Here is a 25,415-nt window from a genome sequence, read left to right as displayed (position 1 = left end):
GGCGGGGGCGGTTCCTGTTAAACTCAGGGGCCACCCAGATGTGGGCCAGACTTGTGTTTTTTATTAGCTTGGGGGCCCGGGGGCCCGAGCGCCCCCCGGCCCCCTCGACTGCGTTGCACAGCGAGGTGACATGACAGCGGACAACCCTCTTGGTGATCGTCTGGATGACGACGACTACCCCGCGTACACGATGGGCCGGGCAGCCGAGATGCTCGGAACCACCCCGGGCTTCCTCCGAGCCATCGGTGAGGCTCGCCTGATCACTCCGCTCCGCTCGGAGGGAGGACATCGCCGGTACTCCCGCTACCAACTGCGGATTGCCGCCCGTGCCCGCGAGCTCGTCGACAGGGGGACTCCGATCGAGGCTGCCTGCCGCATCGTCATCCTTGAGGACCAGCTCGAGGAAGCTCAGCGCATCAACGAGGAGTACCGTCGCGCGACGAGTGAGGCGGCGGGCGGTTCCGGTTCCGGTTCCGGCTGATCACGCGGGCGGGGCCGTATCCGTCCGCACCGCGAGGAACTGCCACGCTCGCCGGCATCGGCGTCCGCCGCTCGTCCGCGCGGAACGCGGCGAAGAGACCCGCCTCGGCTCCTGCCGTTCGCGTCGCAGGGGCACGCTCCCATCGGACGGGCTGCGTACTTGTCGCTCCAGTGGTACGGCTCAGAAGCCGGCAAATGAGCCAAGGGGCCGAGCGCCAGCTGTCCTGAGGAGGCCGCGGCCATCGGCCTTACGGAGGAAACGGGCTTCACCCGAAGGTCTGTGCACGCGCGAGGGCTCTCCCTACTGGACCGCCGACCGAGCTCAGCCGAGCACAGTGCCGTTCGTGCACGTGCTCTGCCCACCGGTCATCGCGACCCGTGCCCACAGCGTGCCCGTAAGAGCGGACAACCACGGTCGGCAGTGGTGCGATCGGACTCGCACGACCACCCGAGCACACGGAATCTGCGCACGTCAGAGCCATATGGACCGCCCGAGCGCCGTCGCTTCCCAAGCTGAGAGCGCGAGTTCGATTCTCGTCACCAAAGGACGACGACCAGGCACAAGGGTCTGCCCCCCTGCTGAGCAGGGAAAGCGCAGGTCACCAAGATCCCGGACAAGACCCGGGGCAAGAAGAGGCAACCCCTGATGATCAAGCCCCCTACCAGCGAAGACCCGCGGGTAGGGGGCTTGTCGCCGTGGACGCCGATCGGGGGTCAGGCTGCCGGTATCGGCGATCCCGCGATCAGGGAGTCCTGCGATCTGGCGATCAGAAGGAGACGGTGACGCCGACCTGGTGGTACTGGCCGACGGTGTCCAGGATCCCGTCCTTGACCGCGCCGAACTGGGCCACGAGGTCCGAGCTGCTGATCGACGTGGGGCCGGCGGCGATGCCGACCTGCGGGCTCAGGCCGCCGGAAACGGTGTCGAGTTCGACGTCGGAGATTTCAAGGGTCTGAACCTGGGGAGCGGAGTTCATGATGAAACTGCCCTTCGTATGGATGTTCCACAAGGGGGAGCGGCCAAGCTGGGGATGGCCGATGGGCCGCAACCGCAGGCCCGCGTCATCCGTTTCCGGACACCTTGGCGGGATCCCGGCGGTGCGAAGGATCAAATCACGGAGCGTGCCCGGCATCCAGTCGGTGACTGCTCCCGGCAGGGCAGTTGAAACGGTCGACTACTCATCCATGTGCGCATGCGCACGAATTGGGGGCAGCTTCTCTACATGTAGCCCCGCACAGGAAACCGACAGCTATTGCCACGGCAGTTCCGACCAGGACAACTCCGCACCAACCGAATGCATCCGTGCCGCAGTTGCGCATTCGCTGTGGAGATTCGGTCACGTATGCATCCGTGCGCCCTTCAGCGCCTTGTCCACGGCGAGCCGCTGAGCGAGTTTGGGTGGAGGCCGTCGTAGGGCCCGTAAAACGGCTCCGTGACGCCCCTCTCCGCGGCGTACGGGCAGACACTGACAACGCCCGTGCACCACAGGCGCACCGGATGCGGCGGGGAACAGCGGGGAATCACGGGGAAAGCGACCCAGCCACACGAGGGGGCAGACCCACGGTTCGTCCAGGTCAACGCCCCGACTTCCCGCGAAATGCCTCAGCTTCCCAAGCTGAGAGCGCGAGTTCGATTCTCCTCACCCGCTCGTCCTTCAGCCCCGCGTCAAAGGTCTGGGGGTGTTGTGTTGCCTGGTTTTCTCCCCTGCGCCGAAGCACTGTGGATGTCCTCGTGCAGATGTACGACGAGCCAGTGGCCGTCGGGATGGGTGCGACGCAGGATCGCGGTGTTGCGGGCCAGTTCCGGTGGGGCTGTGCGGAAGTCGACCCTCAGCCAGTAGCGGGCCACGGCCAGGTCTCCGAAGACGTCGACGACCTGGTCGTATGCCGTGAGACCGGTTTCGGCGGGGCCGGTGCCGGTCGTGGGGCGGGCGTCACGGGCATGGTTCAACTCGCTTCTGCCACGGAGGAGTTCGGGAGTCGCCGAGTCCCAGATGGTGGCCTCGGGGTCGAGGAAGGAGTCGATGCGCTCGCGGTCGCCCGCGACGTAGCCCGCGTACATGCCCGTGATCACCGCCCACACCTCGGCCAGATCGGCGGGTGCCCCACCCGGGCGGGCACCGTCACCGGCTGCGGGACGGACGGAACGGGACGGTGGAGTGGGCATGACGGAGTCCTTGAGTGGGTGAGTGATGGAACGGTGCGGCTCGGGTCAGGCGCGGTCGTACACCCACGTTCGCAGCGTGAGCGGCCGGCCCCTGTCGGCGGTGGCGAGGCAGGCAGGGGCGGTGGCCTCGCCGAACGGGTGGCCGGGCGGGGCCGGTGCGCGATCTCGGGGTCCTCGAACGGCTCCGTCATGGCGTGGGCGTCTTCTCCTTGGTCATCGTCGCGTCCTGCCTCCGCTCGTGGTCCGTCAGCGCTCCGTTCCCGCTCCGTTCGCGCCGGGTCAGGGGAGTACGACCAGGTCCCGAGGCGTGCGGTTGAGGCGCTCCCCGCCCTGTTCCGTACAGATCACGATGTCCTCGATCCGCGCTCCGTAGTGGTCGGGCAGATAGATGCCGGGTTCGACGGAGAAGGCCATGCCCGGTGCGAGCGGGAGGGGGTTCCCGGTCACGATGTAGGGGTCCTCATGGCTCTCCAGGCCGATGCCGTGTCCGGTGCGGTGGATGAAGTACGCCCCGTATCCGGCGTCGGTGATGATGTCCCGGCCGACGGCGTCCAGTTGCCCGGCGGTGAGGCCCGGCCGTACGGCGTCGGTCTGGGCGCGTTGCGCGCTCGACAGCACGTCGTGGAGGCGGCGGAAGGCGGCCGGTGGCTCGCCGACCGCGTACACGCGGGTGGAGTCGGAGCAGTAGCCGTCCTGGGTCGTACCGCCGATGTCGACCACCACGGGGTCACCGGACCGGATCGTGCGGTCGGACAGTTCGTGGTGCGGGCTGGCGCTGTGCGGGCCGGAGCCGACGATGACGAAGTCGGCCCGTACGTGCCCCTCGGCGATGATCGCGTCCGCGATGTCCCGTCCGACCTCGCGTTCGGTACGTCCGGCCCGCAGCCACTCGCCCATGCGGGCGTGCACCCGGTCGATGGCCGCGCCGGCCCGGCGCAGAGCGGCCACCTCCTGCGGGGTCTTGCGCATCCGCAGCTCGTGCAGCACGTCTCCGGCCAGTTCCTGGCGGGCGCCCGGCAGGGCGGCGCGGAAGGCGGTGGTCTTCTCCGCCCACATACGGTTGTCGACGCCGAAGCGGGCGGTCCGGCCGGGCAGCCGGGCCGCGACGAGGGCGTAGGGGTCGTCGGTCTCGTGCCAGCCGGTGATCTCGATGCCCAGGTCACCGGCCGGGGACGCCTTCGCGGCGGGTTCCTCCAGGGCCGGTACCAGCAGGAACGGGTCGTCGTCGGCCGGCAGTACCAGGCAGGTCAGCCGCTCCAGCGGCTTGGCGTCGTAGCCCGTCAGGTAGCGCAGGTCCGCGCCGGGCGAGATCAGCAGGGCGTCCAGACCGGCTCGGGCCGTGGCCTGGCGGGCGGTGCGGAGCCGGTCGGCCGGGTACAGGGGCGGGACCGGGTCGGCGGGGTGGCGGGGGTGGTCGTCGTCGCGCATCGGGGCTCCGTGAAGTCGTGAGGTGTCGTGCGACCGGGAAGGCCACCGGCGGGGTACCGCTGACGCGGGGCCGCCGGGAACGCCGCCGGGAGGTCACGTTGTCCGGGGTGGGTCGTCGTGGAGCGGTTCCAGAGCGCATGGGTTCCGCGGTGAGGAAGTGGGCGAGCCACACTCAGGGGCGGGGCGCGGCCCCGGGTCGGTCAGGGAAGGGCGCGCACCCGGCGCCCCCGACGGTCCTGGGGCATGGGGCATACGGATGTGGGCGGGCACGCGAGTCAGGTCCCGCGCTCCTGAGCGGGCCGTCCCACCCGGGTCACGCCGCGTACAGGCGGCACGCGACGCCCCCGGCGATCAGCTGTGGCTCCTCGCGGTCGCAGCCGTCGAAGACCCGTGGGCAGCGGGGGTGGAAGCGGCAGCCGCTCGGCGGGTCGGCGGGGTCGGGCACGTCGCCGGGGAGTTCGGCGGGCAGCACCCCCGCCCCGTCCGGCCGCGGTACGGCGGCCAGCAGCGCCCGCGTATAGGGGTGCCGCGGTTCGTCCCAGATCTCGGCGGTGGGGCCGGTCTCCACGATCCGCCCGAGGTACATCACGGCGATCCGGTCGGCGATCAGCCGTACGACGGACAGGTCGTGGCTGATGAACAGCAGCCCGGCGCCCGATTCGACCGCCAGCGACCTCATCAGTGTGGCCACTTGGAGCTGGGCGGAGGCGTCGAGGGCGGAGATCGGTTCGTCGCCGACCAGCAGCCGGGGGCGGGCCGCGAGCGCGCGGGCGATGGCGATGCGCTGCCGCTGGCCGCCGGAGAACTCCTGCGGGTAGCGCTCGGCGGCGCTCGCCGGCAGTCCGACCCGGGTCAGGAGGTCCTCCGGCGATGCCCCGTCGGGCACCTCGCCGCGCTCGGCGGCCGTACGGATGCCGTCGGCGAGCTGCGCGCCCACCCGGCGGCGCGGGTTGAGGGAGCCGTACGGGTCCTGGAAGACCATCTGGACGCCGGTGAGGGCCGGGTCGCGGCGGCGCACCCGCAGCGGGCGTACCGGCGTACCGGCGTAGGTGATCCGGCCTTCCGCGGGTGCGGTGAGCCCGCAGACCGCCCGCGCCAGGGTGGACTTTCCGCAGCCCGACTCGCCGACCAGCCCGACGACTTCGCCCTCCTGCACCTGGAGGCTGACCCCGGCGACGGCTCGGGTGGGCGGCGCGCCCGGCCGGTGGTACTGGACGACGAGGTCGTCCACGGAGAGGAGAGGGGCCGTCGGGCGGGAGGTCATACCGTGCTCCTTCCGGGGAGCGAGTCCAGGAGCGTACGGGTGTACTCGTGCTGCGGGTCGGTCAGTACCCGGCCGCGCGGGCCGGTCTCGACGACCAGGCCGTGCCGCATCACGCTCACCTGGTCGGCGATCGCGGACATCACGCCCAGGTCGTGGGTGACCAGCAGGACGGCGAGGCCCAGGTCGTCGCAGAGGCCGCGCAGCAGTCGCAGTACGCCGGCCTGCACGGTCACGTCGAGGGCGGTGGTCGGCTCGTCGGCGATCAGCACCTTCGGTTCGCAGGCCAGCGCGATGGCGATCGCGATGCGCTGGCGCATTCCGCCGGAGAACTGGTGCGGGTAACGCCCCAGCGCCTCACGGGGGTTGGGGATCCGGACCTGGGTGAGCAGTGCGGCGGCCCGCTCCTTCGCGGTCTTCCGGTCCAGTTTCAGGTGGTGGCGCAGGTGGTCGGTGAGCTGGTGTCCGATGCTGAGCATGGGGTGCAGGCTGGTGGACGGGTCCTGGAACACCATGCTCACCGATCGCCCGCGCAGTGCGGCCAGTCGGCGTGGGGGCAGGGTCAGGAGGTCCGTGCCCTCCAGCTCGATACGACCGCCGGTGCGGGAGCCCGGCGGCAGCAGACCGAGCGCCGCCAGACCGGTCATGGTCTTGCCCGATCCGCTCTCTCCCGCGAGCCCGTGCACCTGCCCCGGCCGTACCGCGAGGTCGACACCGCCGAGGATGCGACGGCCCCCCAGATCGAGGGTGAGGCCGCTGATCTCCAGCACAGTGGCAGTGGTCATGCCACACGCTCCTTCTCCGCGCCGATCGTGCGGGCCGTGCCGGGGTCGAGGGCGTCCCGGAGCGTGTCGCCGAGGAAGTTGAAGGCGAGGACCACGGTGAGGATGGCCAGGCCCGGGAACACCCCGATCCACCACTTGTCGAACTGCTGGGTGCCGTCCGCCACCATCGCGCCCCACTCGGCGGTCGGCGGCTTCGCACCGAGCCCGAGGAAGGACAGCCCGGACAGCAGCAGGGTCGCGGTACCGATGTCGAGGGTGGCCAGGACCAGCAGCGGGCCGAGCACGTTGGGCAGGATGTCGACGCGCAGCGAACGCCAGGCGGAGAAGCCCAACAGCCTTCCGCTGAGCACGAATTCACGGTTGCGCAGCCCCATCACGAGGCCCCGGGTGACACGGGCGTACGACGGCCAGGACACGACCAGGACGGCCAGCACCGCGTTCTGCAGGCTGGCGCCGAGCGCGGCGGCGACCACCATCGCCAGGATGACGGTGGGGAAGGCGAACACCAGGTCCGCGATCCGCATCACCGTCTCGTCCACCCACCGCCCGAAGAACCCGGCGCAGGCCCCGAGCACTCCGCCGACCAGCAGCGACATGGCCACCAGCAGCAGGGCGAGCGGGATGGAGACCCGGGCGCCGTACAGGACGCGGCTCAGCACGTCCCGGCCCAGCTCGTCCGTGCCGAACCAGTGCCCGGCGCCGGGGGCGGCCAGCCGGGGCAGGTCCTGCGCGAGGGGGTCGTGCGGGGCGAGCAGCGGGGCGGCGACCACGATCACCAGCCAGAACGAGGCGACCAGGCCGCCGGTGACCGCGAGGGGACGGCGCCAGGCGGGCGGCAGCCGTTTCAACAGACTGAGTCTCACTGCACCCTCACCCTCGGGTCGATCACGCCGTACAGCACGTCCACGGCGAGGTTGACGGTCAGGTACACCAGTCCGACGACCAGTCCGACGCCCATCACGGCGGGCAGGTCGAGGGTGGTCGCGCTGCGGTAGGCGTAGGCGCCCAGGCCGGGCCAGGCGAAGATCGACTCCACCAGGACGGTGCCCGACAGCAGGGCCCCGAAGGCCAGTCCGGCGACCGTGACGACGGGGACGAGGGCTGCCCGGAGCACGTACTGGAAGAGGACGGTCCGGCCGGGCAGGCCCTTGGCCCGGGCCGCGCGGACGTAGTCCTGGTTCAGCACCTCCAGGACGGCGGAGCGGGTGAAGCGGGTCAGCAGGCCGACGGTGTACGCGGTCAGCACCAGGGCGGGCAGGGCCAGATGACCCACCGCGCTCCAGAACACCGGCCACTGCCCCGCGAGTGCCGCGTCGACCGTGTAGAGGCCCGTGACGTGCGGTGGGGCGGTCATGCCGGGGTCGAGACGGCCGCTGCCCGGGGCCCAGCCGAGCCGGTAGAAGAAGACGTAGAAGGCGAGCAGCGCCAGCCAGAAGGTCGGCACCGAAACCCCCAACAGGCTTATGACACGCAGGAGTTGGTCGGTGAAGCGGTCCCGGCGCAGCGCCGCGACGACACCGAACGCCACGCCCACGACCAGCGAGACCACGATCGCGGCCCCGGCGAGTTCCAGGGTGGCGGGGACGGCGGCGGACAGGTCGGTGAGGACCGGCTGGTGGCTCTGCTGGGACTCGCCGAGGTCGCCGTGGAGCAGGTTGCCGAGGTAGGTGACGTACTGGACCGGCAGTGGCTTGTCGAGGCCGTAGTGGTGACGGAACTGGGCGACGATCGCCGGGTCGCCGATCGCGCGCTGCCCCAGGCTGGCCGCCGCCGGATCGCCCGGGACCAGGTTGGTGAGCACGAACGTCACCAGGGTCACGCCGACGGCGAGCAGGACGGCGGTGGCGGTGCGGCGGAGCAGGAAACGGGCGAGGGGGTGACGGGCGAGGACACGGCGGCGGGGGAGAGGCCGGCCGCCGCCTCCTCCTCCGCCACCGCCCGTGTCCTCGCCGCTCACACGCTTACTTGGCACCCAGCGCGGCGACATCGATCGTCCATACGGGGTTGTAGGCGACACCGGTGACGGACGCGGCGGAGACGGTGTTGCGGCTCGGCTGCATCAGCGGGACGAAGGGGCCGTCGGTGTTCAGCTTGGTCTGGATCTGCTCGTACAGCGTCTTGCGGGCGTCGTCGCCGATCGTGGTGGCCGCCTTGTCGCCGAGCGCGGTGAGGGCGGGGTCGGCACCGGCCTTCCAGCCCGCGCGCAGGCCGACCAGGTTGCCGGGCAGGAAGGCCAGGTAGTCGCTGGGATCCGGGTAGTCCGGGCCCCAGTACCAGAGGCCCAGCTGCTCCTTGCCGCCCCGGTAGTTGTCCAGTTCCGTGGTGGTTGGCGCGGGCGCCAGCGTGACGGTGATGCCGACCTCCTTCAGCTGTGCCTGGACCCGTTCGGCGAGGGTCTGGAGGGACAGGCCGTCGACGGTCAGGTCACTGGCGTAGCCGAGCGTCACGGACGGCTTGCCGATCCCGCTCGCCTTCAGGGCCGCCTTCGCCCCGGCGAGGTCGCGGCCGGCGGCCTGGGAGCCGGGCAGCGCGCCGAGGAAGGTGGAGGGGATGATCCCGGCGGGCTGGACGGAGCCGCTGCCGGCGAGCGACAGCAGGCTCGTGTAGTCGATGCCCTTGCGCACCGCCTCCGCGAACTTCGCGTCGGCCGTCGTACTGCTGACCTTGGTGTTCTGGTTGAGGAGCAGGAAGATCACGTCGGAGGACGCACCGCTGTCCACCTTGAGCCCGCCGCCGAGCCCGCTGACCTGGTCGGAGGTGAGGTCGAGGGCGATCTGGCTGTCGCCGCGCTGCACGTTCAGCTTCTGGGTGGGCGCCTGGACGTTGCGAAGGACGATCTTGTCGTACGTGGGCTTGTCCGAGCCGGTGTACTTGGGGTTCTTCTTCAGGACGACCTGGGTGTTGGTGTCGAAGGAGGTGAGCGTGTACGGGCCGGAGCCGGCCGACGTGGTGTTGAGGTACTTCTCCGCCGCGTCCGCCGGGGTCGCCGAGCCGCCGTGGGCCTGGACCGTCTTCGCGCTGAGGATGCCGAGCGCGGGGTTGGGGAGGATGAAGGGCAGCGCCGGGTTCGCCTTCTTGGACACCAGGGTGACGGTGGAGGCGTCCGTCTTGGTGACCGTGACGCCGTCGAGCAGGAACGACGGGTTGCCCTTGAGCGCGATCACCCGGTTCAGCGAGAACACCACGTCGTCGGCGGTGACCGCGCTGCCGTCCGCGAACTTCGCGCCCGTCCGCAGGTGCAGCGTGAGCGTCTTGCCGTCCGTGGACTGCTCGTACGAGGAGGCCAGCCCCGGCACCGGCTTGGTGACGTCGCCGCCCTTGAAGGTCAGCAGCGTCTCGTAGAGCGCCTTGTCCACGATCTGTCCGGTCGGCTCGAACTCACGGCCCGGGTCGGCGGTCTTCAGGTTGAACGACGTGTCGATGACCAGGGTCTTGCCGGCCGAGGAGGCGGAGGCGCCCGTACCACCGGAGCAGGCGCTCAGCGCGAGTGCCGCGACCGCGACGAGAGAGAGTGCCGCCGGGTACGACCCGGCACTGAATCTGGGCATGCGTGCCTCCGTGAGCAGGGCGGAGCGGAAGAAGGCCGGGCGGGTGCGGGAGGTCGACCTGGACGATTCGCCGTTAGGGTGGGCCGAAACTAACCAGGACTCTCGGCCGACGGGACCAGCGCGAGACGAAAATCGACGGAGAGGCGCGAACATGGAAGATCAGTCCACTCCGGAGCCCCCGGGTGAACGGCGCTCTGGACGGATCGGCATCGGCCTTGCCCTGGATTCGGTGCATTTCAAGATCCTCGACGTCCTCCGCACCCAGGGCCGCATCTCCGTCGCGGCCCTCGCGGATCGCGTCGGCGTCTCCCGCGCGAACGCCTACACCCGCCTCGAAGCCCTCCGCGCCGACGGCGTGATCAACGGCTTCAGCGCCCGCGTCGACCACACCCGGGTCGGCCTGGAGATCTGCGCCCTGATCTTCGTCACGGTCCGCCAGGAGCTGTGGAAACAGTTCCGCACCGCGCTTGCCCAGATGCCGGAGGTGGAGTACTGCGCGGTCACCACCGGCCAGCACGACGCCATGATCCAGATCCGGGTGGCCGACGTCACCGCGGTCCATCGTCTGGTCACCGACCGGCTCTCCACGATTCCCGCGGTCCGCGCGACCGAGACCGTGATCATCCTCGACGAGGTGCTCCGCCGCCCCTACGTCCTGCCGTCCGTGCCCCGCCCCACCGATGCGGCGCCGGGTACCCCTCAGGACACCCCCGGAGCCAGCCAGTTCGGCATGACCCGCTTCATCCGCGCCGCCGAGGGACGGGCCGACCTCCAGCGCGCTTCCGAGCCGGAGGTATGACAGCGAAGGCTGTCACCATCCATGTGCGCACGCGCGACGATGCCCCTGACCGGACACCGGAGCGAGTCGCGACCCGGGGCGCCGGCCGCCCTGCACGGGCACCACCCGTCCGTTCATCGCGCCGTGCCCTCGGTGTGCCCATAAGAGCGGTCAACCGCGGTCAGTAGCGGTGCGACCGGGCGAGCGACGCGTCGCCACGACGACAGATCAACGCAGGTCGGGACCTACCAGCAGGTGCTGGTCCGTCCGGCGTACAGAGATCGGGCACGCGGAGGGCGCGAGGTCCCCGTCGGCTCATCGGCTGCCGTTTCCTCCCTCCCCAACTGCGCGGCCCGACACGGCGCTTGGCGTGAGGACGACCGGCGTAGCCGCGAAGTCTTCGACCTGTTCACCTCGCTCGGCCAAGGAGAACGGGAATGATCCAGCCCATGGCCCTCGTCGCCGGATACGACGCCGACGTCCGTCGCCGAGCCGCGCCGCTCGTCACGGGCTTGTCCGCGACGGCAGGCTCTCCTCCGTCGTCGAATACGCCGACACCCACCACGTGGCCGTGACCCTCTTCCCGGACGAGGACGCCCACAGTCCCGCCGGCACCGAGTGACCCGCACCGGCGGCGATGAGCTCCGGCCGGTCGCCCTCGCCTCCCTCACCGGCCGTCGCAGCACCCTCGTGACCCGCCCGTCGAGATCGCCGGTTTCGGGGACGGGCGCCCGATGCCGCATCGCCCGGCTGTCCCGCCGGATACGGCCGTCGCTCAGCCGCGCAGTGGTTCCGTCAGCCGTCCCAGCAGTCCGGCGACCAGGGCCGTCTGCGTGGGCACGGTGTCGGGGTAGACGAACTCGCCCTGTGCATGGGCCCCGTCGCCGACCGCGCCCATTCCGCACAGCACCGGCAGGCCGAGAGCTGCGACGAAGTTGGCGTCGCTCGCGCCGCCGACGGCGGTGTCGGGGAGCTCGCGGCCCTGTTCGGCGGCGACCTCCCGGGCGAGGGCGAGGAGCGGGGCGGAGGCGGCGTTGAGGGTCATCGGAGGCCGGTTCCAGGCGTGGTCGACCTCGATCCGCACCCGGGGGTCGGTGACCTCGATGGCGTCGAACTCGGCGTCCACGCGGGCCTGTTCGGATGCGCTGGTGACCCGGATGTCGATGGTGGCGGTGGCCCGCCCGGCGACCACATTGGTGGCCGAACCGCCGTTGATCAGACCGGTGTTGATGGTTGTACCGGCCTCCGGGCGGGCGATCTTCGAGGCGGCGAGCACGAATTCGGAGAGGGCCAGGATGGCGCTGGCCCCGTCCTGCGGCGCGAGCCCGGCGTGGGCCTCGATGCCGACGGCGGTGGCCGTGAAGATGCCGGAGCCCTTGCGGGCGGTCTTCACGGCGCCGCCCGCGGTCGGCTCGAGGACTAGCGTGACGTCGACCTTCGCAGCGACCTCCTCGATGACCGGGCGGGAGGAGAGGGAGCCGATCTCCTCGTCGCCGTTGAAGAGGAAGGTGACGGTCGGGAGCGGAGTACCGGTCTCGCGGGCCAGCTTCAGGGCCCAGATGCCCTGCGCCAGACCGGTCTTCATGTCGAAGATGCCCGGTCCACCGAGCCGCGCCCGGCCGTTCGGCACGTTCGAGGGCTGTTCCCAGCCGGCCAGCGTGCCGGTCGGCCACACGGTGTCGTAGTGGCCGACCAGGGCGACATGTCCGGGGGCGGCCCCGGTGTAGGTCAGGGTGAGGGTGTCGCCGTGCGCGCCGCCGGGGTGACGGTGCTCGTGGTCGGGTTTCCCCAGCCTGTGGACGGCGAGTTCGCGCAGGACGTCCAGGCCGGCGGCGAGACCGTGGAGGTCGTAGCTGCCGGTCTCCTGACCGACGAGCGTGAGGATGTCGGCGACGATCTCCGCGGAGACCTCCTGGGCACGGGTGGTGAGGACGGCGGCGGGTGCGGGTGTTGCGGTCATGACCGGCTTTCTCGTGGCTCGTGTGTGTGGGGGGATGAGGTGGGTCAGTTGACGCCGAACGGGATGCCGAGCAGGTACCAGGCCACGAAGAACGCGACCCAGGCGATCCAGACCACGGCGGCGATCGGAATGGTGAAGGAGGCCAGGGTGCCGATGCCGGCGGACTTCCGGTGTTGCTGGATGAAGCCGAGGGCCATGGCGAAGTACGGGCTCATGGGGGTGACGCAGTTGGTGACCGAGTCGGCGACGCGGTAGACGGCCTGGGTGGTCTCGGGGTCGATGCCGACCAGCATCAGCATCGGTACGAGCACCGGGGCGGCCAGCGCCCACAGGGCGGAGCCGCTGGTGATCACGAGGTTCATGAAGGTGATCAGTACGGCGATGCCGACCAGCACGGTCCAGCCGCTGAGCTTGAGGTCCTTGAGGGTCTCGGCGCCGTCGATCGCGATGACGTTGCCGATGTTCGTCCACTTGAAGTAGGCGAGGAACTGGGAGATCGCGAAGAAGAGGACGAGGATCGGGGCGTAGGTGCGGGTGCCGTGGACCAGTGCCTCGACGATGTCGCCTGCGGCCCGGAAGGTGCCGGCCGCCCGGCCGTAGACCCAGCCGAGGAGAGAGAAGAAGAGGAACAGCACGAGCGACATGCCGGTGATCACCGGGGACTCGACGAGGGAGCCGCCCGGGCCGCGCAGCGGGGAGTTCGCCGGGATCATGGCGGCCGCGACGAGGGCGACGAAGGCGAGCGCGGTCAGGCCGGTGAGGCGCAGGGCGCGGCGCTGCTCCGGGGTCACCTCGATGGCTTCGGCCTCCTCGGCGCTCAGCGGGGTGACCGGCTCGTCGGGGTCCAGATCCGACCGCCTGGCGATGACCTTGTCCACGACGAGGGTGATGACCAGGGCGACCAGGACCGACGAGCCGAGTGCGAAGAAGTAGTTCGCGACCGGGGTGACGGTGTGGTGCGGGTCGATGGTGCGGGCGGCGGCGGTGGAGATCGACGAGAGCAGGGTGTCGGTCGTGGTGATCGCCGGGGAGGCGTCGTAGCCGGCCGAGATGGAGACGTAGGCGACGATGCAGCCGAGCACCGGGCTGCGGCCGGCCGCCCGGTAGACGAGCGCACCGAGCGGGATGAGGGTGACGTACGCGGCGTCGCCGGCGACGTGGGCGACCATCGCCGTCATCGACACCGCGAAGGTGAGGTATCTGCCGGGGACGTGGGCGACCATGCGGCGCAGCATCGTCGTGAACAGCCCGCTGGCCTCGGCGACAGCGATGCCGAAGCCCACGATGAGGATGGTGGCCAGCGGCGGGAAGGTCGCGAAGTTGTCGACGGCCCCCTCGACCATCGTCGTGACGCCGGCCTTGCTCAGCAGGCTCTGCACCTTGATGGTCTCGTGCGTTCCGGGGTGTACGGCGCTGACCCCGGCCGCCGCCAGTATCGCGCTGAGGACGGCGACGACGCCCGCGAGGATCCAGAACAGCCAGAAGGGGTTGGGGAGTCTGTTGCCCACCTTCTCGATCGCCGCGAAACCGCGGAACGCGGCGCGCAGGACCCTGGACGGCGGCTCGGACGGACGGGGTTCGGTGACGGTGGCACTCATGGGTACCTCTTCACGCGTTCAAGGAGGCGGCGGGAGGGGAGGGGGGAGAGATGTTTCCGCAAACCTTGGCATCGAAGTGGGAGATTTAATAGATCTGACGTGTAACGGTGGGATTAATCGGCGGCCTAAGGTGTGCGCTATGACTCGCCCTCTGCTCGACGAGCTCGACCGACGCCTGATCGGCGCGCTGCACCTGGCACCCCGGGCCACCTGGGACGACATCGGCGCGATCCTGTCCGCCGACGCCGGCACGCTGAAGCGCCGCTGGGACCGGTTGCACGAGGCCCGTATGGTCCGCGTGATCGGGCAGGCCGACTGGGGCATGCACTCCACGGCGATGCCGGTCCACGTCCTCCTCGACATCACCGGCGAGACCCCGCTGGCCGTCCTCGCACGCCTGCGCGACCTGCCCCACCTCCAGCTCCTGGCGCAGATCTCCGGCGACTACCCGATCTATGCCGTCGTGCACGCCCCCTCCGAGGCGGCCACCAGCGAGGCCATCGACCGGATGTTCTCCGTGCCGGGCGTCCGGCGGGTCAACGCCCTGCCCGCCCTGAGCACCCTGCGCCGGGGCATCACCTGGGACCCGCAGTTCCTGACCGGCACCGAACGGGCCGAGCTGCTGAAGCTGACCGGCGCCCGACCGGAGGGCACGGCCACGGCGACGCCCCCGGCGAAGCCGCTGAGCGAGGCCGAGCGCACCGTCGTAGCCCTCCTGATGCGGGACGGCCGCGCCTCCGCCGCGAGCGTCGCCCGCACCGCCGGTCTCGCCACCTCCACGGCGCACCGGGTCGTCCGCCGGGTCCTCGACGAGCAATGGGTCAAGCCACGCCTGGAGGTCGTCTCGGACTGGCTCGGCTTCGAGACCCCGTTCGTCCTGCGCCTGCGCGTCGCCCCCGGCGACACCCCGGAGGTCATGCGCCGCATCGACCGGCTCCCCCAGACCCGGCTCGCTGCGCACGTCGCCAGCGACATGTCCGTCCTGTGCACGGGCCTGGTCACCGACCGCTCCGCCCTGGCGTCCTTCATCGACGGCGAACTGGCCAGGATCCCCGGCATCCTCGCCGTCGGCGTCGGCGTCATGCTCGCCGAGCCGCGCCGCTACTGGCTGGACCGGGACCGGGCCTGCGGGCTCGGTGACTTCCATGCCCCGGAGCTGCTCTGACGGCCTGTTTCGAGAGACGACCGAGGGGGCACCGAGTTCGATTCTCGTCACCCGCTCCACGGAGCAGGCCCAGGTCGCAAGCCTGGGCCTGCTGCTGCCCGTCGTGATCAGTCGTCGTGTGCCAGATTCATGCCAGAACGCTGCACGCCTTCGACGCACGACGGCTCACGGATGTCACCTGCGGTGCAGGAATCCGGTGCGGAGGGTGTCGTCCTGCCGGGCCCGGGGCAGGCCCTGGTTCAGGCAGGAATCCGTGGAGGGCGGTCCTCGCCGGGTGTCTCCGCGCCTGCCGGTGCCCGCAGGGTGCCGTAGCGTTCCATGCGCTGCCACCGCAGCCGTGAGCCCGACACGGCGGTGAAGACGGACTGGATGACCACCAGGTACATCAACTGGCGGTAGACGAACTGCTGTAGCGGCAGGCTCCACAGCGGGCCCGGGCGTTCTCCGTCCAGGCGGAACGCGTACAGGCCCATCAGCAGTTGCAGGAGCAGGAAGGCGAGCCAGAGGGCTGTGATCCGCAGCGGGTCGAGGAAGAGCAGGCCGTAGACGGCGAAGACGTCGACGACGGGGGCGAGCAGGGGCAGCAGGACCTGGAAGAGGAGGAGGTAGCCCAGGCCGCGGCGGCCGAGCTTGCCGGCGGCGCCGCGCTGCGCGAGTGCGCCTCGGTGTTTCCACATCGCCTGGAGGGTGCCGTAGCACCAGCGGTAGCGCTGCCGCCACAGGGCGTTCAGGGAGGCGGGTGCCTCGGTCCAGGCCACCGCGCGCTCCTCGTAGACCACGCGCCAGCCGGCGCGGCACAGTGCCATGGTGAGGTCGGTGTCCTCGGCGAGGGTGACGTCGCTGACACCGCCGAGGGCGAGCAGCGCCCGGCGGCGGAAGGCGCCGACGGCGCCGGGCACGGTCGGCATGCATTCGGCGAGGTCGAACAGGCGACGGTCGAGGTTGAAGCCGACCACGTACTCGATGTGCTGCCAACGGCCCAGCAGACCGCCGCGGTTGACGACCTTCGCGTTGCCGGAGACGGCACCTACCCGGGGGTCGGCGAAGGGCTGAACGATCATGCGGACGGTGTCGGGTTCGAAGACTGTGTCGCCGTCGACCATGACCACCAGGTCGCAGGTGGCCGCGGCGAGTCCCGTGTTGAGTGCGGCGGGCTTGCCCGCGTTCGACTGCCGGATCACCCGCACCCGGGGCAGACCGAGGGCCTCCACCAGGTCGGCGGTGCCGTCGGTGGAGCCGTCGTCCACCACGATGATCTCGACCGGATGGTCCGAGGCGAGCAGGGAGCGTACGGCCGCCTCGATTCCGGCGCTCTCGTTGTAGGCGGGGACGATGACGCTGACCGGTTCGGTCACCGGCGGTCCCCATGACCCGGCCCGGTGTCTGTTGCGCTGGCGCCGGTGCCGGCGGGCCGCGACCAGCACGACCGCCGCGCGCAGCACGCTGATCGCTCCGGCCGTGTACATCAGCCAGCCGAGCAGCCGTACGGCCCAGTCGCCGCCCCGCAACAGGCCGATGAGGGCCATTCCCTGGAGGTGGTCGCCCAGGCCGGCGGGTTGTACCGGGCCGGCCATGCCGACCGCGGCGCCGACCGTCGCGAACCGGTAGCCCTGTGCCTTGAGCCGGGGGATCAGGGTGTTCAGCGCGGCGACGGTCTGGGAGCGGTCGCCGCCGCCGTCGTGCATCAGCAGGATCTGCCCGGCCTTGCCGTGCGGTGTCGCGTTCGCGAGGATGCGGTCCGTGCCGGGACGCTGCCAGTCCTCGGCGTCCTGGGTGGACAGGACCGTGACGTACCCGGCCGCGTCGGCTTGCTTCAGGACGGACCAGTCGGCGTTGTTCAGCGCGTCGTTCTCGGAGGAGTACGGGGGTCTGAGCAGTGCGGTGGTGACTCCGGCCGCGCCGGCCACGGCGAGCTGGGTCTCGCGCAGTTCGAGGGAGCGCTGCCACGGGGCGAGGCGGGACAGGTCGGGGTGGGTGAAGGTGTGGATGCCGATCTGGTGGCCGTCGGCGACGATCCGGCGGACCAGCTCCGGGTGGGCCACAACCTCGGTTCCGACGACGAAGAAGGTCGCCTGCACGTGGTTGCGGTGCAGCACGTCGAGGATGCGCGGCGTCCAGGTGGGGTCGGGGCCGTCGTCGAAGGTGAGGGCGATGGTGCGGGTCCTGGGCCGGGCGGTGTGCGGGGAGCCGGCGGCGTCCGCGATCACCGGGCCGCCGTCGGTCACCTGCCTGGGCACGGCATCGCTCCGGCCGCGGGGGCCGGTGACGGCGTCCGAGGTGATCCCGAACATGTGGTGGGTGTAGCCCTGCAGCAGCAGGGCCAGTGACAGGGTCACAACGAGCACGCACAGCAGTAGCCAGTGCGTGCGGGGGGTGACCTGGCGGTCACGGCCCCGTGGGCGGGGCGCAGCGGTGCGGCGGCGGCGATCGGTCACGTCAGGGCCTTGGCTCACTTCACGGGCTTGTGGGACGAGGCGTTAGAGCGCCCCTTGGCGGAGTGCGCGGTGGTGGGGGTCGCGCTGGGAGTTGCGGTGGTTGTGGCGGTCTGTGAGGCAGTGCCGGTCGGCGTCGCCGCGGGCCCGGACGTGGCCGCAGCTGAGGTCAAGGTGGTGGGGCGGCCTGCCGCACCGGAGGTGGCCCCCGGCGCCGTGCCGCGGGAACTGCCGTGCGCGGCACCGGAGCTCGCGGTCCCCGCCGCGTGGCCCGTGCCGGACGAGGAGACGGAGCCGGGGGCGGTCGCGTGGGGCGCGGCCGGGTGCGTCGTGTCCGGCAGCGGCACGAACGGGGAGCTGATGGTGGGACCGCCCAGGACCGTGCTGATCAGCAGGGCGACATAGCCGACGGCGGGAATCACCAGCAGCCGTGCGGCGCGCCGCACGCGGCGCTGGCGGCGTCCCGAGGCGTCCACGAAGACGGGCCGCACCGGATCGTCCTCCGGCGTGACCTGGTCCGGGGGCAGCACGGTGATGACGTCACCGTGCGGAGAGTCCCACTCCGTCGTGGCGAACTGGTCCGGCTCGGTCCGGGGGAGGTGCGTGCCGGTGCTCCAGGGCTCCGGCACGCCCGCCTCCGTGATGGTGGTGGCAGTGATGCCACCGCTCTCGTGGCTGTGGGCACGCCCGTACCAGACATCGCCGTACGACTCATCGCCGTACACTTCGCCGCCTTCGTCCTTCACCTGCACGAGCCCCGCCCTTGCCCTGGCCGACGACCGACCTGGTCGCCCGCATGGAAAGAGCGCGAGAGGCCGAAACTGTTACACCTCCCACCTCGGACAGCCACACGTCCCCCTTCGGACACTCACGTGTCCTGCCGGGGACGGCCGCCCTTCACGCCTCGGCCGGCCACTTCACCACCGCGTCCCCGTGCTCGGCGGTGTGCGCGTAGAACGCCGTCAGTTCCCTGTGCGCCTCGGCGCACACCCGCCGTGTCTCGGGCTCCGCGCTCTCGCCGCCGTAGCGGGGCAGCAGTGTGTCCCGGGCGGTGTCCCACAGGGCGTCGAAGTCTGCCGCCGTCAGGAACCCGGCCACCCTGCGGGTCTGGGCGGCCGTCAGCACCAGCAGCGGCGGTCTGCGCCGGTCGGCGCGGAACACGGGGCGGCCACCGAGCACCACGTCGGGACCGTACGGGAGAGCACCGGCGTAGATGCGCTCCTGGTCCAGGCAGCGCTTGTCCAGCACCCCCTCGCAGTGCCGGCCGGCCCGGTGCAGGACGGTCTCCGAGTCGCCTGCGAAGAGCCGTTCCAGCCAGGTCGGGCTGTTGCGCAGCGCCGGGGCCGGTATCGCTCGCAGACGGAGGTATGCGCTCATGCCAGGAGGAGCGCACAGGGGAGGCGAAGCATCACGCGGTCGGGTGGCGCCGGTTGACGGCCCGGCCGCCGGACAGGCACGAGGGGCGGCCGGAATCCCGCACAGTGATCGGGATCCCGGCCGCCCCATCCCTCTCCGTGCCGCTCACGGGGGGAGACCAAAACGGCACGGAGAGGAGTCCGGGGAGCGGGCCGCGGCGTCGGCGGCGGGCCGGCCCGCACGGTTCCGCGCCCGGCTACTCCCCCAGCGCAGGGCTCGGGGGAAACGTCACCCGGCCCGGACGGTGCCGGTCCGGCTCCGCCATCCGCACACCGGATCCAGCGGCGAAGACGTGGGGAGGCTCCTGGGGCGTTGTGACACTTCTGTGAGGATGCACGCTGGTCACCTTGGGGCCGTCGATGCGACCGGAGCACGGCGGGCGGCGTGAATTCTGCTGTGATCGGTGCGAACGAGGGCAATCTTGGGCCAGGTACGGCAAACCCGGCGTGTGCGGGAGTACGACGGGGAACTGGGCGCTGCGGTCGCGCGGGCCCAGGACGGCGACGAGGCCGCCTTCGAGGCCGCTTACCGGATCGTGCAGCCGGGCCTGCTCGGCTACCTTCGCGGAGTCGTCGGCGACGATGCCGAGGACGTGGCGTCCGATGCCTGGCTGGAGATTGCCCGCGATCTCGGGCGTTTCAAGGGCGACGGGGCCGGCTTCCGCGGCTGGACCGCGACCATCGCCCGGCACCGGGCGCTGGACCACCTGCGTCGCCGGCGCGTGCGGCCCCAGGCCGGCGGTACCGACCAGGACGTACTGGATCTGGCCGGCCCGCACAACACTCATGAGCAGGCCCTGGAGTCCCTCTCCACCGAGCGGGCCCTGGAGTTGATCCGCGGACTGCCGCGGGACCAGGCCGAGGCCGTGCTGCTGCGGGTCGTGGTCGGTCTGGACGGTCCCGCCGCGGCGCGGGTCCTGGGCAAGCGCCCGGGCGCGGTGCGCACGGCCGCCCACCGGGGCCTGAAGCGCCTCGGCCGTCAGCTGGGTATCGGTGGCGAAGTCGGGGAGGGTGTGACGGATGTGGCTTCCCACGCGCTGGGGGAGTCGACATGAACGACAACCGCGACAGGACCGGCAGACAGGCGTCGGAGCCGGGGCAGCGGACGGATCGAAGCGGTCGGACAGGAACGGAAGCGGACATGGGTGAACGGCTGGGCGGCGACGGGGTACGGGGCCGTCGACGTGTGCGGCCCGGCGGCCCCCTGTCCGACCCCTGGGACGCGGGTGACGACGCCGCGCTGGAGACGGCACTGGCCGCCGCCTTTCGTGCGGGCGGTCTCGTGTCCCAGGGCGAGCGGCAGGCCGTGGCCGCGTTCCGGGCCGCCCGCGCCTCGGGTGCGCATCGCGCACGTACGAGGCGCCGTGACGACTGGCGGCCGACGGTCGAACGGCAGGCCCGGCGTCCGGCGAAACTGACGTTCGGCGTGGTCTTCGCCAGCCTCGCGCTGGGGGGTGTGGCGGTCGCGGCCATCGGTTCCGCCGGCTCCGCCGGCGAGGGCGCCGGCGACGGCCGGGGAGCGGTGTCCCCGTCGGCGGCCGCCTCGCTCCGGCCGGGAGGCGGGGTCGTGTCACACCCGTCCGGTGGTGCTCGGCCGACGGACCGGCCCGCCACCGCCCAGGACACCGAAGCCCACTGCCGTGCCTACGACCAGGTCCAGGGACGCGGCAAGGCGCTGGGCGCGACGGCCTGGCGGCGACTGGTCGCGGCAGCCGGTGGTGCGGACAAGGTTGCCGCCTACTGTTCCGAGCAGCTGAGACGAGAGACGGCCAAGCCGAGCCACTCGGCCGGTGCGGGCAAGTCCGGCCAGGGTGCAGCGAACTCCGCCAACGGCACGGCGGGCGACACCGGCGCCTCCGGCAACGCGTCTGCCGACAGCGAGGCGAACGGCGGGCAGGGCAACGGCAAGAAGAAGTAGCCTCCGCCTACCCGCATGGGCGGGCCGTCGTCGTCGACCGCGGGTGTGACTGCGGCGCACACGAGAACACACAGCCTGGTCGGCCGCGGCGACGGGGGGACGTGCGTCTTCTCTGACTTCTCGGCCCTGCCCGACCGTGTCGTCGCCGACTACCGGGACTACCCGGAGCGCCTGTTCGATGCGCATACGCAACACACCGTTCAGGAGCCCCAGGTGTCCGGGCGTCCCGCGCGTGGAAGCAGCTCGAGGTGCTCGACAGCAGAGGGGCATTCCTCGTCTGCTGTCCGGCTCCGTGCCACAGCGTGCCCACAAGGGCGGACAACCGCGGTCAACAGGGAGGCGATCCGGTCAGGACAACCACTCCGACGGGAAGGTGTCTTCGCAGGTCAGAACCGTAGAGCCCGCCCAAGCGCCGTCGCTTCCCAAGCTGAGAGCGCGAGTTCGATTCTCGTCACCCGCTCCATATGTGAGGCCCAGGTCGGAGACCGAGGCCCTGTTGTCATGTCTGGCGGTCAGCCGCCGCGTGCCGGATTCGCGCCAGTTGGGTTTCCCGTGCGTGCGCAGCTGATGCCCGTGGGCGAAGATCACGACCTGTGCGCGGTCCCGCAGTGTGCGGCTTCGCGGTGGCCTCGGTGAGGAACAGACGTCCGGCGATCTCGGCGTTGGCCGGGCCGGTGGCGAGGGGGCGGGGGACGTCCTTCTCGCGGGCCGCCGGCCGGTCGGAGAGCGCGCCCGCGGTGTCGTCGTGGGGCCAGGGTCCGATCTGGGCGAAGCGGTCGACGAGGCCGCGGACGGTAGGCGAGGTGAGGACGCCGTCGCCGGAGGCCACGGTGCGTATCCCTGGTGCAGCCCGGCCGGTACGACGTCCTTGATCCGGCGCCGCGATCCGGGTCCTGCCCTGAGCGGAATCGGCGAAGACGAACAGCCGCAGCACCAGGAAACGTCCGGTTCCGGCAAGCCCGGCGGCGCTGAGGTAGACGGCCTGCTCGGAAAGGACCCCCGGCGACGGCCGCACCATGTGCAGAACGGCCATCGCGGCGCAGGTCACCGCGTAGGCGGCAGCGGCCGACCCCGCGGACTGCCAGTGCCGGCGCCATCCGGCGCGCCGCCCGGCCCCGAAGGTGAAGCGTGCGTGGAGCTCCGTACAGAGGACGGTGGAGGCGGCGGTTGTCAGCGCGTTCGCCAGCACCCAGGGCATCAGAGCGGCGCACAGCGACACAGCGGCACTGGAGGCGACCCCGACACCGCCGCCACACAGGACGAAACGGGCGAAGGCGGCGGTTGGGCCGGGAACGACCGGGGTCCACCGTCCGTCGTTCCGGTCGGTCGCCATCCGCCCCGTACGCGGCGTGACCCGTATGCCACACCGTGTTTCGCGCGCCGTCTCCGGCTCCGACGCGAGCGGCGACTTCATGGGTTTCCTTCCGGACGAGGTAGCCGTGAACCTCTGGAGCGGGCCGAGGGCGGGCCGCCCCGCGCCCTCGGCCCAGGGGGCCGCGCCGTCAGCTGGTCGTGTCCGAGGTGGCCGGCGCGACGGTGTTGCCGGTCACCGTGCCGGTGGCACCGTCGACGGTGACCAGGTGCCGGACGCCGTCGGTGCCCAGCACCTCGACCTCCCACGCGCTTCCGCCACCCTGCTCGGCGACCACGCGCAGCGCCTCCGTCTTGCTGTCGGGAACCGCCTTGCCGGCCGCCTCGATCGCCGCCGCGGCCGAAACCGCCGGCAGTGGCGCGGGCGCGAGGGTCCCTGAAGTGCTCTGACCGCTCTGGCTGCTCTGACCGCTCTGGGTGCCCTGGCTGTTGCCATCGAGCCCGGATTCGCCGTTCCGGCCGCCGCGACCGCCTCGTGCCTGCCCGTATGCGCCCTGCCGGTCGTCACCGCCGCCGGCCCGACTGTGCTCTGCCGCGAACCGGCCGTGGTCGGCCTTCTCACCGTGGTCGTGGTGGGCGACTGCAACGGTGCCGGCCGCGGCCGCGGCCACCAGGAGAACCGCGACGCCGAGGACGGTCCCACGACGCCGGCTCACCCGGGGGAGACGCGCCCGGAAGGTCCTGGCCGACTCGGTTGACTTCGGCAGCTCGACCGGTGAGTCCGGCGTCGACTCGGGCTGCTGCTGCGGCGGTTCGGGTTGGGACATGCTCGGGCTCCTGATCGCCTCGACCGGCCCGGTGCCGGCGGCTGCGATCAGCTTGGAATGCCGTTGCTGAAGCCAGGCTGAAGGTGGCTGAAGGCGTCTTCAGCCACCGCCCGTCCGGCGTGCGAGGCTGTATGCCGTGCGCGTACTGGTGGTCGAGGACGAGAAGCGGCTGGCCGCCGCCCTGCAGCGAGGTCTCAGGGCCGAGGGGTTCACCGTCGATGTCGCCCACGACGGGAACCAGGGACTGTGGCTCGCCCTGGAGCACAGCTACGACGTGATCGTGCTCGACATCATGCTGCCCGGTCTCAACGGCTACCGGGTCTGTGCCAGGCTGCGCTCGGCCGGGAGCGACACCCCGATCCTGATGCTCACTGCCAAGGACGGGGAGTACGACGAGGCCGAGGCGCTGGACACCGGTGCCGACGACTTCCTGTCCAAGCCGTTCTCCTACGTCGTCCTGGTCGCCCGGCTCCGCGCGCTCCACCGTCGTACCGGCCACCGGGTCCCTCCGGCCTTCCGGCTCGGTGACCTGGTGATCGATCCGGCCGGGCACACATGCGTCCGTGATGGCACCGAAGTCCGGCTCACGGCACGGGAGTTCGCCATTCTGGAGTACCTGGCCCGCCGGGCCGGCGAGGTGGTGTCCAAGCGCGAGATCCTCGAACACGTCTGGGACTCGGCCTTCGAGGCGGACCCCAATGTCGTAGAGGTCCACGTCAGCGCCGTACGCCGCAAGATCGACACCGCCTTCGGGCGCTGCGCCCTGGAGACCATCCGCGGTGCCGGCTACCGGCTGGCGGCCGACGGTGGCTAGGACCCGGCCGGGACGACTCGTCCCGCGCGCCGGCGAGATGACGGCGGCGATCCGGCGCCTGCGCTTCGCCGCCGTGCGGCTCGTGAGGCTCGTACGACACCCGTGGCCGGGATCGGTGCGGGCCCGGGCGACGCTCGGGGCGACCGCGGTCGTCGCCCTCGCACTGACCGCGGCCTCCTTCGCGCTGTTCGCCATGTTGCACACCGACCTCCAGCGCAACGCCAACGACGCGGCCACCGCGCAGGCGGACACCGTCGGTCAGCTGGCCGCCGAGGGCAAGCTGCCCGACCTGCTGCCCCTCTCCCACGGCGCCGACTTCATCCAGGTCGTCGACAGCAGCGGGCGCGTGGTGGCCGCCAGCCAGAACCTCGTCGGCCGCCCGGCCGTCGCCCACCTGCGCCCGCACGAGGGCAAGCTGCGCGCCACCTGGTCCGGCGAGCCGTTCGGCGAAGGACACCGCCAGCGGATCGTCGCCGTCACCGCCCAGACGCCCGGCGGCAAGGTGACCGTGTACGCGGGCACGTCGCTGCGGGACGCGGACGCGGCCGACGAGATCACCAAGGCCGCGCTGGGCATCGGCACACCGCTGCTGCTGGCCACGGTCGCCCTGGTCACCTGGTGGGTGACCGGCCGGGCCCTGCGTCCGGTGGAAGCCATCCGCTCCGAGGTCGCCGAGATCACCGGACACGCTCTGCACCGCCGCGTCCCGGTACCGGCCGCCCAGGACGAAGTCGCTCGCCTCGCCCGCACCATGAACACCACCCTCGACCGCCTGGAGGACGCCGTCGTCCGCCAGCGCCGGTTCATCGCCGACGCCTCGCACGAACTGCGCAGCCCCATCACCGTCCTGCGCACCCAGTTGGAGGTCGCCCTCGCCCACCCGGACCCGGCCCTGTGGCCCGACCTGGTCAGTGACGCCCTGGAGGACACCGTCCGGCTCCAGGACCTCGCCTCCGACCTGCTGCTGCTCGCCCGTCTGGATGCCGCCGAGCCGGTCAGCCGCGTCCCGCTGGACATGGCCGAACTCTGCCGTACGACCGTGGCCGCGCGGCACGGCGACCGGCTCCCCATCGACGCCAGGCTGCAACCCGGCCTCATCGTGGAGGGCAACCGCGGCTGGCTGGTCAGACTCCTCACCAACCTGCTCGACAACGCCCAACGGCATGCCGATCGCCGCATCGAACTGGTGCTGCACGCCGACCCGGACGCCGGCCTTGCCGTACTGGAGGTGACCGACGACGGACCCGGCATCGCCGAGGCCGACCGTGAGCGGATCTTCGAGCGCTTCACCCGCCTGGACGACGCCCGCAGCCGGGACCTCGGCGGAGCCGGCCTCGGGCTGGCCATCGCCCGCGACATCGCCCGTCAGCACCACGGCACTCTCCGCGTCGAACCCCGCCCGTACGGCGCCGGCATCGTCGCCCGCCTCCCGCTGTCGCCATCCGGGCCCTGAAGCGGACGCTCGGGTCCGAGGGCGATCGCAGCATCCGCCACGCTACGTCGAGTGCATCGCCGCCGTGACCGGACA

The 25,415-nt window shown here is 71.5% G+C and carries 21 protein-coding genes and 1 pseudogene; 7 read left to right on the top strand and 15 right to left on the bottom strand.

Going from position 1 to position 25,415, the window contains the following annotated elements:
• Positions 1 to 130: 130 nt before the first annotated feature.
• A complete protein-coding gene (locus tag ACWGKQ_RS01610) occupies positions 131 to 481 on the top strand; it encodes a MerR family transcriptional regulator (protein WP_453289844.1) in 351 nt (116 codons plus the stop codon).
• Positions 482 to 1,247: 766 nt separating this feature from the next.
• Here ACWGKQ_RS01610 and ACWGKQ_RS01605 read toward each other — a convergent pair.
• The 8 genes from ACWGKQ_RS01605 to ACWGKQ_RS01570 form a co-directional block, all read right to left on the bottom strand.
• Complete coding sequence (locus ACWGKQ_RS01605) at positions 1,248 to 1,457, bottom strand: hypothetical protein (RefSeq protein WP_453289843.1); 210 nt, start codon at positions 1,455 to 1,457, stop codon at positions 1,248 to 1,250.
• Positions 1,458 to 2,146: 689 nt separating this feature from the next.
• Positions 2,147 to 2,647 (bottom strand): YybH family protein, encoded by a 501-nt coding sequence (locus ACWGKQ_RS01600; protein ID WP_453289842.1) that lies wholly within the window; start codon positions 2,645 to 2,647, stop codon positions 2,147 to 2,149.
• Between the two features lie 279 nt (positions 2,648 to 2,926).
• A complete protein-coding gene (locus ACWGKQ_RS01595) occupies positions 2,927 to 4,075 on the bottom strand; it encodes a M24 family metallopeptidase (RefSeq protein ID WP_453289841.1) in 1,149 nt (382 codons plus the stop codon).
• A gap of 313 nt (positions 4,076 to 4,388) precedes the next feature.
• Positions 4,389 to 5,339: an oligopeptide/dipeptide ABC transporter ATP-binding protein gene (locus tag ACWGKQ_RS01590; protein ID WP_453289840.1), complete on the bottom strand. Its 951-nt coding sequence runs from the start codon at positions 5,337 to 5,339 to the stop codon at positions 4,389 to 4,391.
• Positions 5,336 to 6,121, bottom strand: coding sequence for an ABC transporter ATP-binding protein (locus tag ACWGKQ_RS01585; protein ID WP_453289839.1), 786 nt, complete (start codon positions 6,119 to 6,121; stop codon positions 5,336 to 5,338). Before ACWGKQ_RS01585 ends, ACWGKQ_RS01590 begins: the two co-directional genes overlap by 4 nt.
• On the bottom strand, positions 6,118 to 6,984 hold the full coding sequence (locus ACWGKQ_RS01580) for an ABC transporter permease (RefSeq protein ID WP_453289838.1): 867 nt from the start codon (positions 6,982 to 6,984) through the stop codon (positions 6,118 to 6,120). Before ACWGKQ_RS01580 ends, ACWGKQ_RS01585 begins: the two co-directional genes overlap by 4 nt.
• Positions 6,981 to 8,078 carry an ABC transporter permease gene (locus tag ACWGKQ_RS01575; RefSeq protein WP_453289837.1) on the bottom strand — a complete coding sequence of 366 codons (1,098 nt, stop codon included), beginning with the start codon at positions 8,076 to 8,078 and terminating at the stop codon, positions 6,981 to 6,983. The genes ACWGKQ_RS01580 and ACWGKQ_RS01575 overlap by 4 nt, the downstream gene beginning before the upstream one ends.
• Positions 8,079 to 8,082: 4 nt before the next feature.
• Positions 8,083 to 9,669: an ABC transporter substrate-binding protein gene (locus tag ACWGKQ_RS01570; RefSeq protein ID WP_453289836.1), complete on the bottom strand. Its 1,587-nt coding sequence runs from the start codon at positions 9,667 to 9,669 to the stop codon at positions 8,083 to 8,085.
• A gap of 229 nt (positions 9,670 to 9,898) precedes the next feature.
• Here ACWGKQ_RS01570 and ACWGKQ_RS01565 point away from each other — a divergent pair, with 229 nt between their 5' ends.
• Positions 9,899 to 10,468 carry an Lrp/AsnC family transcriptional regulator gene (locus tag ACWGKQ_RS01565; protein ID WP_453289835.1) on the top strand — a complete coding sequence of 190 codons (570 nt, stop codon included), beginning with the start codon at positions 9,899 to 9,901 and terminating at the stop codon, positions 10,466 to 10,468.
• A gap of 754 nt (positions 10,469 to 11,222) precedes the next feature.
• On the opposite strand, the gene ACWGKQ_RS01560 is transcribed toward ACWGKQ_RS01565, so the two are convergent.
• Positions 11,223 to 12,407, bottom strand: coding sequence for a M20 family metallopeptidase (locus ACWGKQ_RS01560; RefSeq protein WP_453289834.1), 1,185 nt, complete (start codon positions 12,405 to 12,407; stop codon positions 11,223 to 11,225).
• A 44-nt stretch (positions 12,408 to 12,451) separates the two neighbouring features.
• Positions 12,452 to 14,005: an AbgT family transporter gene (locus tag ACWGKQ_RS01555; protein ID WP_453289833.1), complete on the bottom strand. Its 1,554-nt coding sequence runs from the start codon at positions 14,003 to 14,005 to the stop codon at positions 12,452 to 12,454.
• A 139-nt stretch (positions 14,006 to 14,144) separates the two neighbouring features.
• Between ACWGKQ_RS01555 and ACWGKQ_RS01550 the strand changes: the two genes are divergently transcribed.
• The gene (locus tag ACWGKQ_RS01550) at positions 14,145 to 15,170 is read left to right on the top strand and encodes an Lrp/AsnC family transcriptional regulator (RefSeq protein ID WP_453289832.1); all 1,026 of its coding nucleotides are present in this window, start codon (positions 14,145 to 14,147) and stop codon (positions 15,168 to 15,170) included.
• Between the two features lie 239 nt (positions 15,171 to 15,409).
• Here the strand turns inward: ACWGKQ_RS01550 and ACWGKQ_RS01545 are convergent, their stop codons facing one another.
• The 3 genes from ACWGKQ_RS01545 to ACWGKQ_RS01535 form a co-directional block, all read right to left on the bottom strand.
• A complete protein-coding gene (locus ACWGKQ_RS01545) occupies positions 15,410 to 17,623 on the bottom strand; it encodes a bifunctional polysaccharide deacetylase/glycosyltransferase family 2 protein (RefSeq protein WP_453289831.1) in 2,214 nt (737 codons plus the stop codon).
• A complete protein-coding gene (locus ACWGKQ_RS01540) occupies positions 17,620 to 18,354 on the bottom strand; it encodes a hypothetical protein (protein WP_453289830.1) in 735 nt (244 codons plus the stop codon). Before ACWGKQ_RS01540 ends, ACWGKQ_RS01545 begins: the two co-directional genes overlap by 4 nt.
• Before the next feature lie 145 nt (positions 18,355 to 18,499).
• Entirely contained in the window at positions 18,500 to 18,979 is a 480-nt protein-coding gene (locus tag ACWGKQ_RS01535; protein WP_453289829.1) for a DUF1877 family protein, read from the bottom strand.
• A 460-nt stretch (positions 18,980 to 19,439) separates the two neighbouring features.
• Between ACWGKQ_RS01535 and ACWGKQ_RS01530 the strand changes: the two genes are divergently transcribed.
• Positions 19,440 to 20,072: an RNA polymerase sigma factor gene (locus ACWGKQ_RS01530; RefSeq protein WP_453289828.1), complete on the top strand. Its 633-nt coding sequence runs from the start codon at positions 19,440 to 19,442 to the stop codon at positions 20,070 to 20,072.
• Between the two features lie 86 nt (positions 20,073 to 20,158).
• Entirely contained in the window at positions 20,159 to 20,935 is a 777-nt protein-coding gene (locus ACWGKQ_RS01525) for a hypothetical protein (RefSeq protein WP_453289827.1), read from the top strand.
• 889 nt (positions 20,936 to 21,824) lie between these two features.
• Here the strand turns inward: ACWGKQ_RS01525 and ACWGKQ_RS01520 are convergent.
• Both ACWGKQ_RS01520 and ACWGKQ_RS01515 read right to left on the bottom strand, forming a co-directional pair.
• Positions 21,825 to 22,268, bottom strand: a pseudogene (locus ACWGKQ_RS01520) (GtrA family protein); the annotation flags it as partial.
• A 169-nt stretch (positions 22,269 to 22,437) separates the two neighbouring features.
• The gene (locus ACWGKQ_RS01515) at positions 22,438 to 23,073 is read right to left on the bottom strand and encodes a PepSY domain-containing protein (RefSeq protein WP_453289826.1); all 636 of its coding nucleotides are present in this window, start codon (positions 23,071 to 23,073) and stop codon (positions 22,438 to 22,440) included.
• 136 nt (positions 23,074 to 23,209) lie between these two features.
• Here ACWGKQ_RS01515 and ACWGKQ_RS01510 point away from each other — a divergent pair, with 136 nt between their 5' ends.
• Positions 23,210 to 23,887, top strand: a complete 678-nt coding sequence (locus ACWGKQ_RS01510; protein WP_453289825.1) for a response regulator transcription factor — start codon at positions 23,210 to 23,212, stop codon at positions 23,885 to 23,887.
• Entirely contained in the window at positions 23,880 to 25,340 is a 1,461-nt protein-coding gene (locus tag ACWGKQ_RS01505) for an ATP-binding protein (protein ID WP_453289824.1), read from the top strand. The genes ACWGKQ_RS01510 and ACWGKQ_RS01505 overlap by 8 nt, the downstream gene beginning before the upstream one ends.
• The last annotated feature ends 75 nt before the right edge of the window (positions 25,341 to 25,415 follow it).

The organism is Streptomyces sp. NPDC054770, assembly GCF_053611985.1.
The sequence above is the reverse complement of the archived record's forward strand: the minus strand, read 5'-3'. Positions and strand labels throughout refer to the sequence as shown.

Bases quoted from the DNA above. Each gene is read 5' to 3' on its own strand.
- ACWGKQ_RS01610 (WP_453289844.1), top strand. From the start codon at position 131: ATGACAGCGGACAACCCTCTTGGTGATCGTCTGGATGACGACGACTAC.
- ACWGKQ_RS01605 (WP_453289843.1), bottom strand. From the start codon at position 1,457: ATGAACTCCGCTCCCCAGGTTCAGACCCTTGAAATCTCCGACGTCGAA.
- ACWGKQ_RS01600 (WP_453289842.1), bottom strand. From the start codon at position 2,647: ATGCCCACTCCACCGTCCCGTTCCGTCCGTCCCGCAGCCGGTGACGGT.
- ACWGKQ_RS01595 (WP_453289841.1), bottom strand. From the start codon at position 4,075: ATGCGCGACGACGACCACCCCCGCCACCCCGCCGACCCGGTCCCGCCC.
- ACWGKQ_RS01590 (WP_453289840.1), bottom strand. From the start codon at position 5,339: ATGACCTCCCGCCCGACGGCCCCTCTCCTCTCCGTGGACGACCTCGTC.
- ACWGKQ_RS01585 (WP_453289839.1), bottom strand. From the start codon at position 6,121: ATGACCACTGCCACTGTGCTGGAGATCAGCGGCCTCACCCTCGATCTG.
- ACWGKQ_RS01570 (WP_453289836.1), bottom strand. From the start codon at position 9,669: ATGCCCAGATTCAGTGCCGGGTCGTACCCGGCGGCACTCTCTCTCGTC.
- ACWGKQ_RS01560 (WP_453289834.1), bottom strand. From the start codon at position 12,407: ATGACCGCAACACCCGCACCCGCCGCCGTCCTCACCACCCGTGCCCAG.
- ACWGKQ_RS01555 (WP_453289833.1), bottom strand. From the start codon at position 14,005: ATGAGTGCCACCGTCACCGAACCCCGTCCGTCCGAGCCGCCGTCCAGG.
- ACWGKQ_RS01550 (WP_453289832.1), top strand. From the start codon at position 14,145: ATGACTCGCCCTCTGCTCGACGAGCTCGACCGACGCCTGATCGGCGCG.
- ACWGKQ_RS01535 (WP_453289829.1), bottom strand. From the start codon at position 18,979: ATGAGCGCATACCTCCGTCTGCGAGCGATACCGGCCCCGGCGCTGCGC.
- ACWGKQ_RS01525 (WP_453289827.1), top strand. From the start codon at position 20,159: ATGGGTGAACGGCTGGGCGGCGACGGGGTACGGGGCCGTCGACGTGTG.
- ACWGKQ_RS01515 (WP_453289826.1), bottom strand. From the start codon at position 23,073: ATGTCCCAACCCGAACCGCCGCAGCAGCAGCCCGAGTCGACGCCGGAC.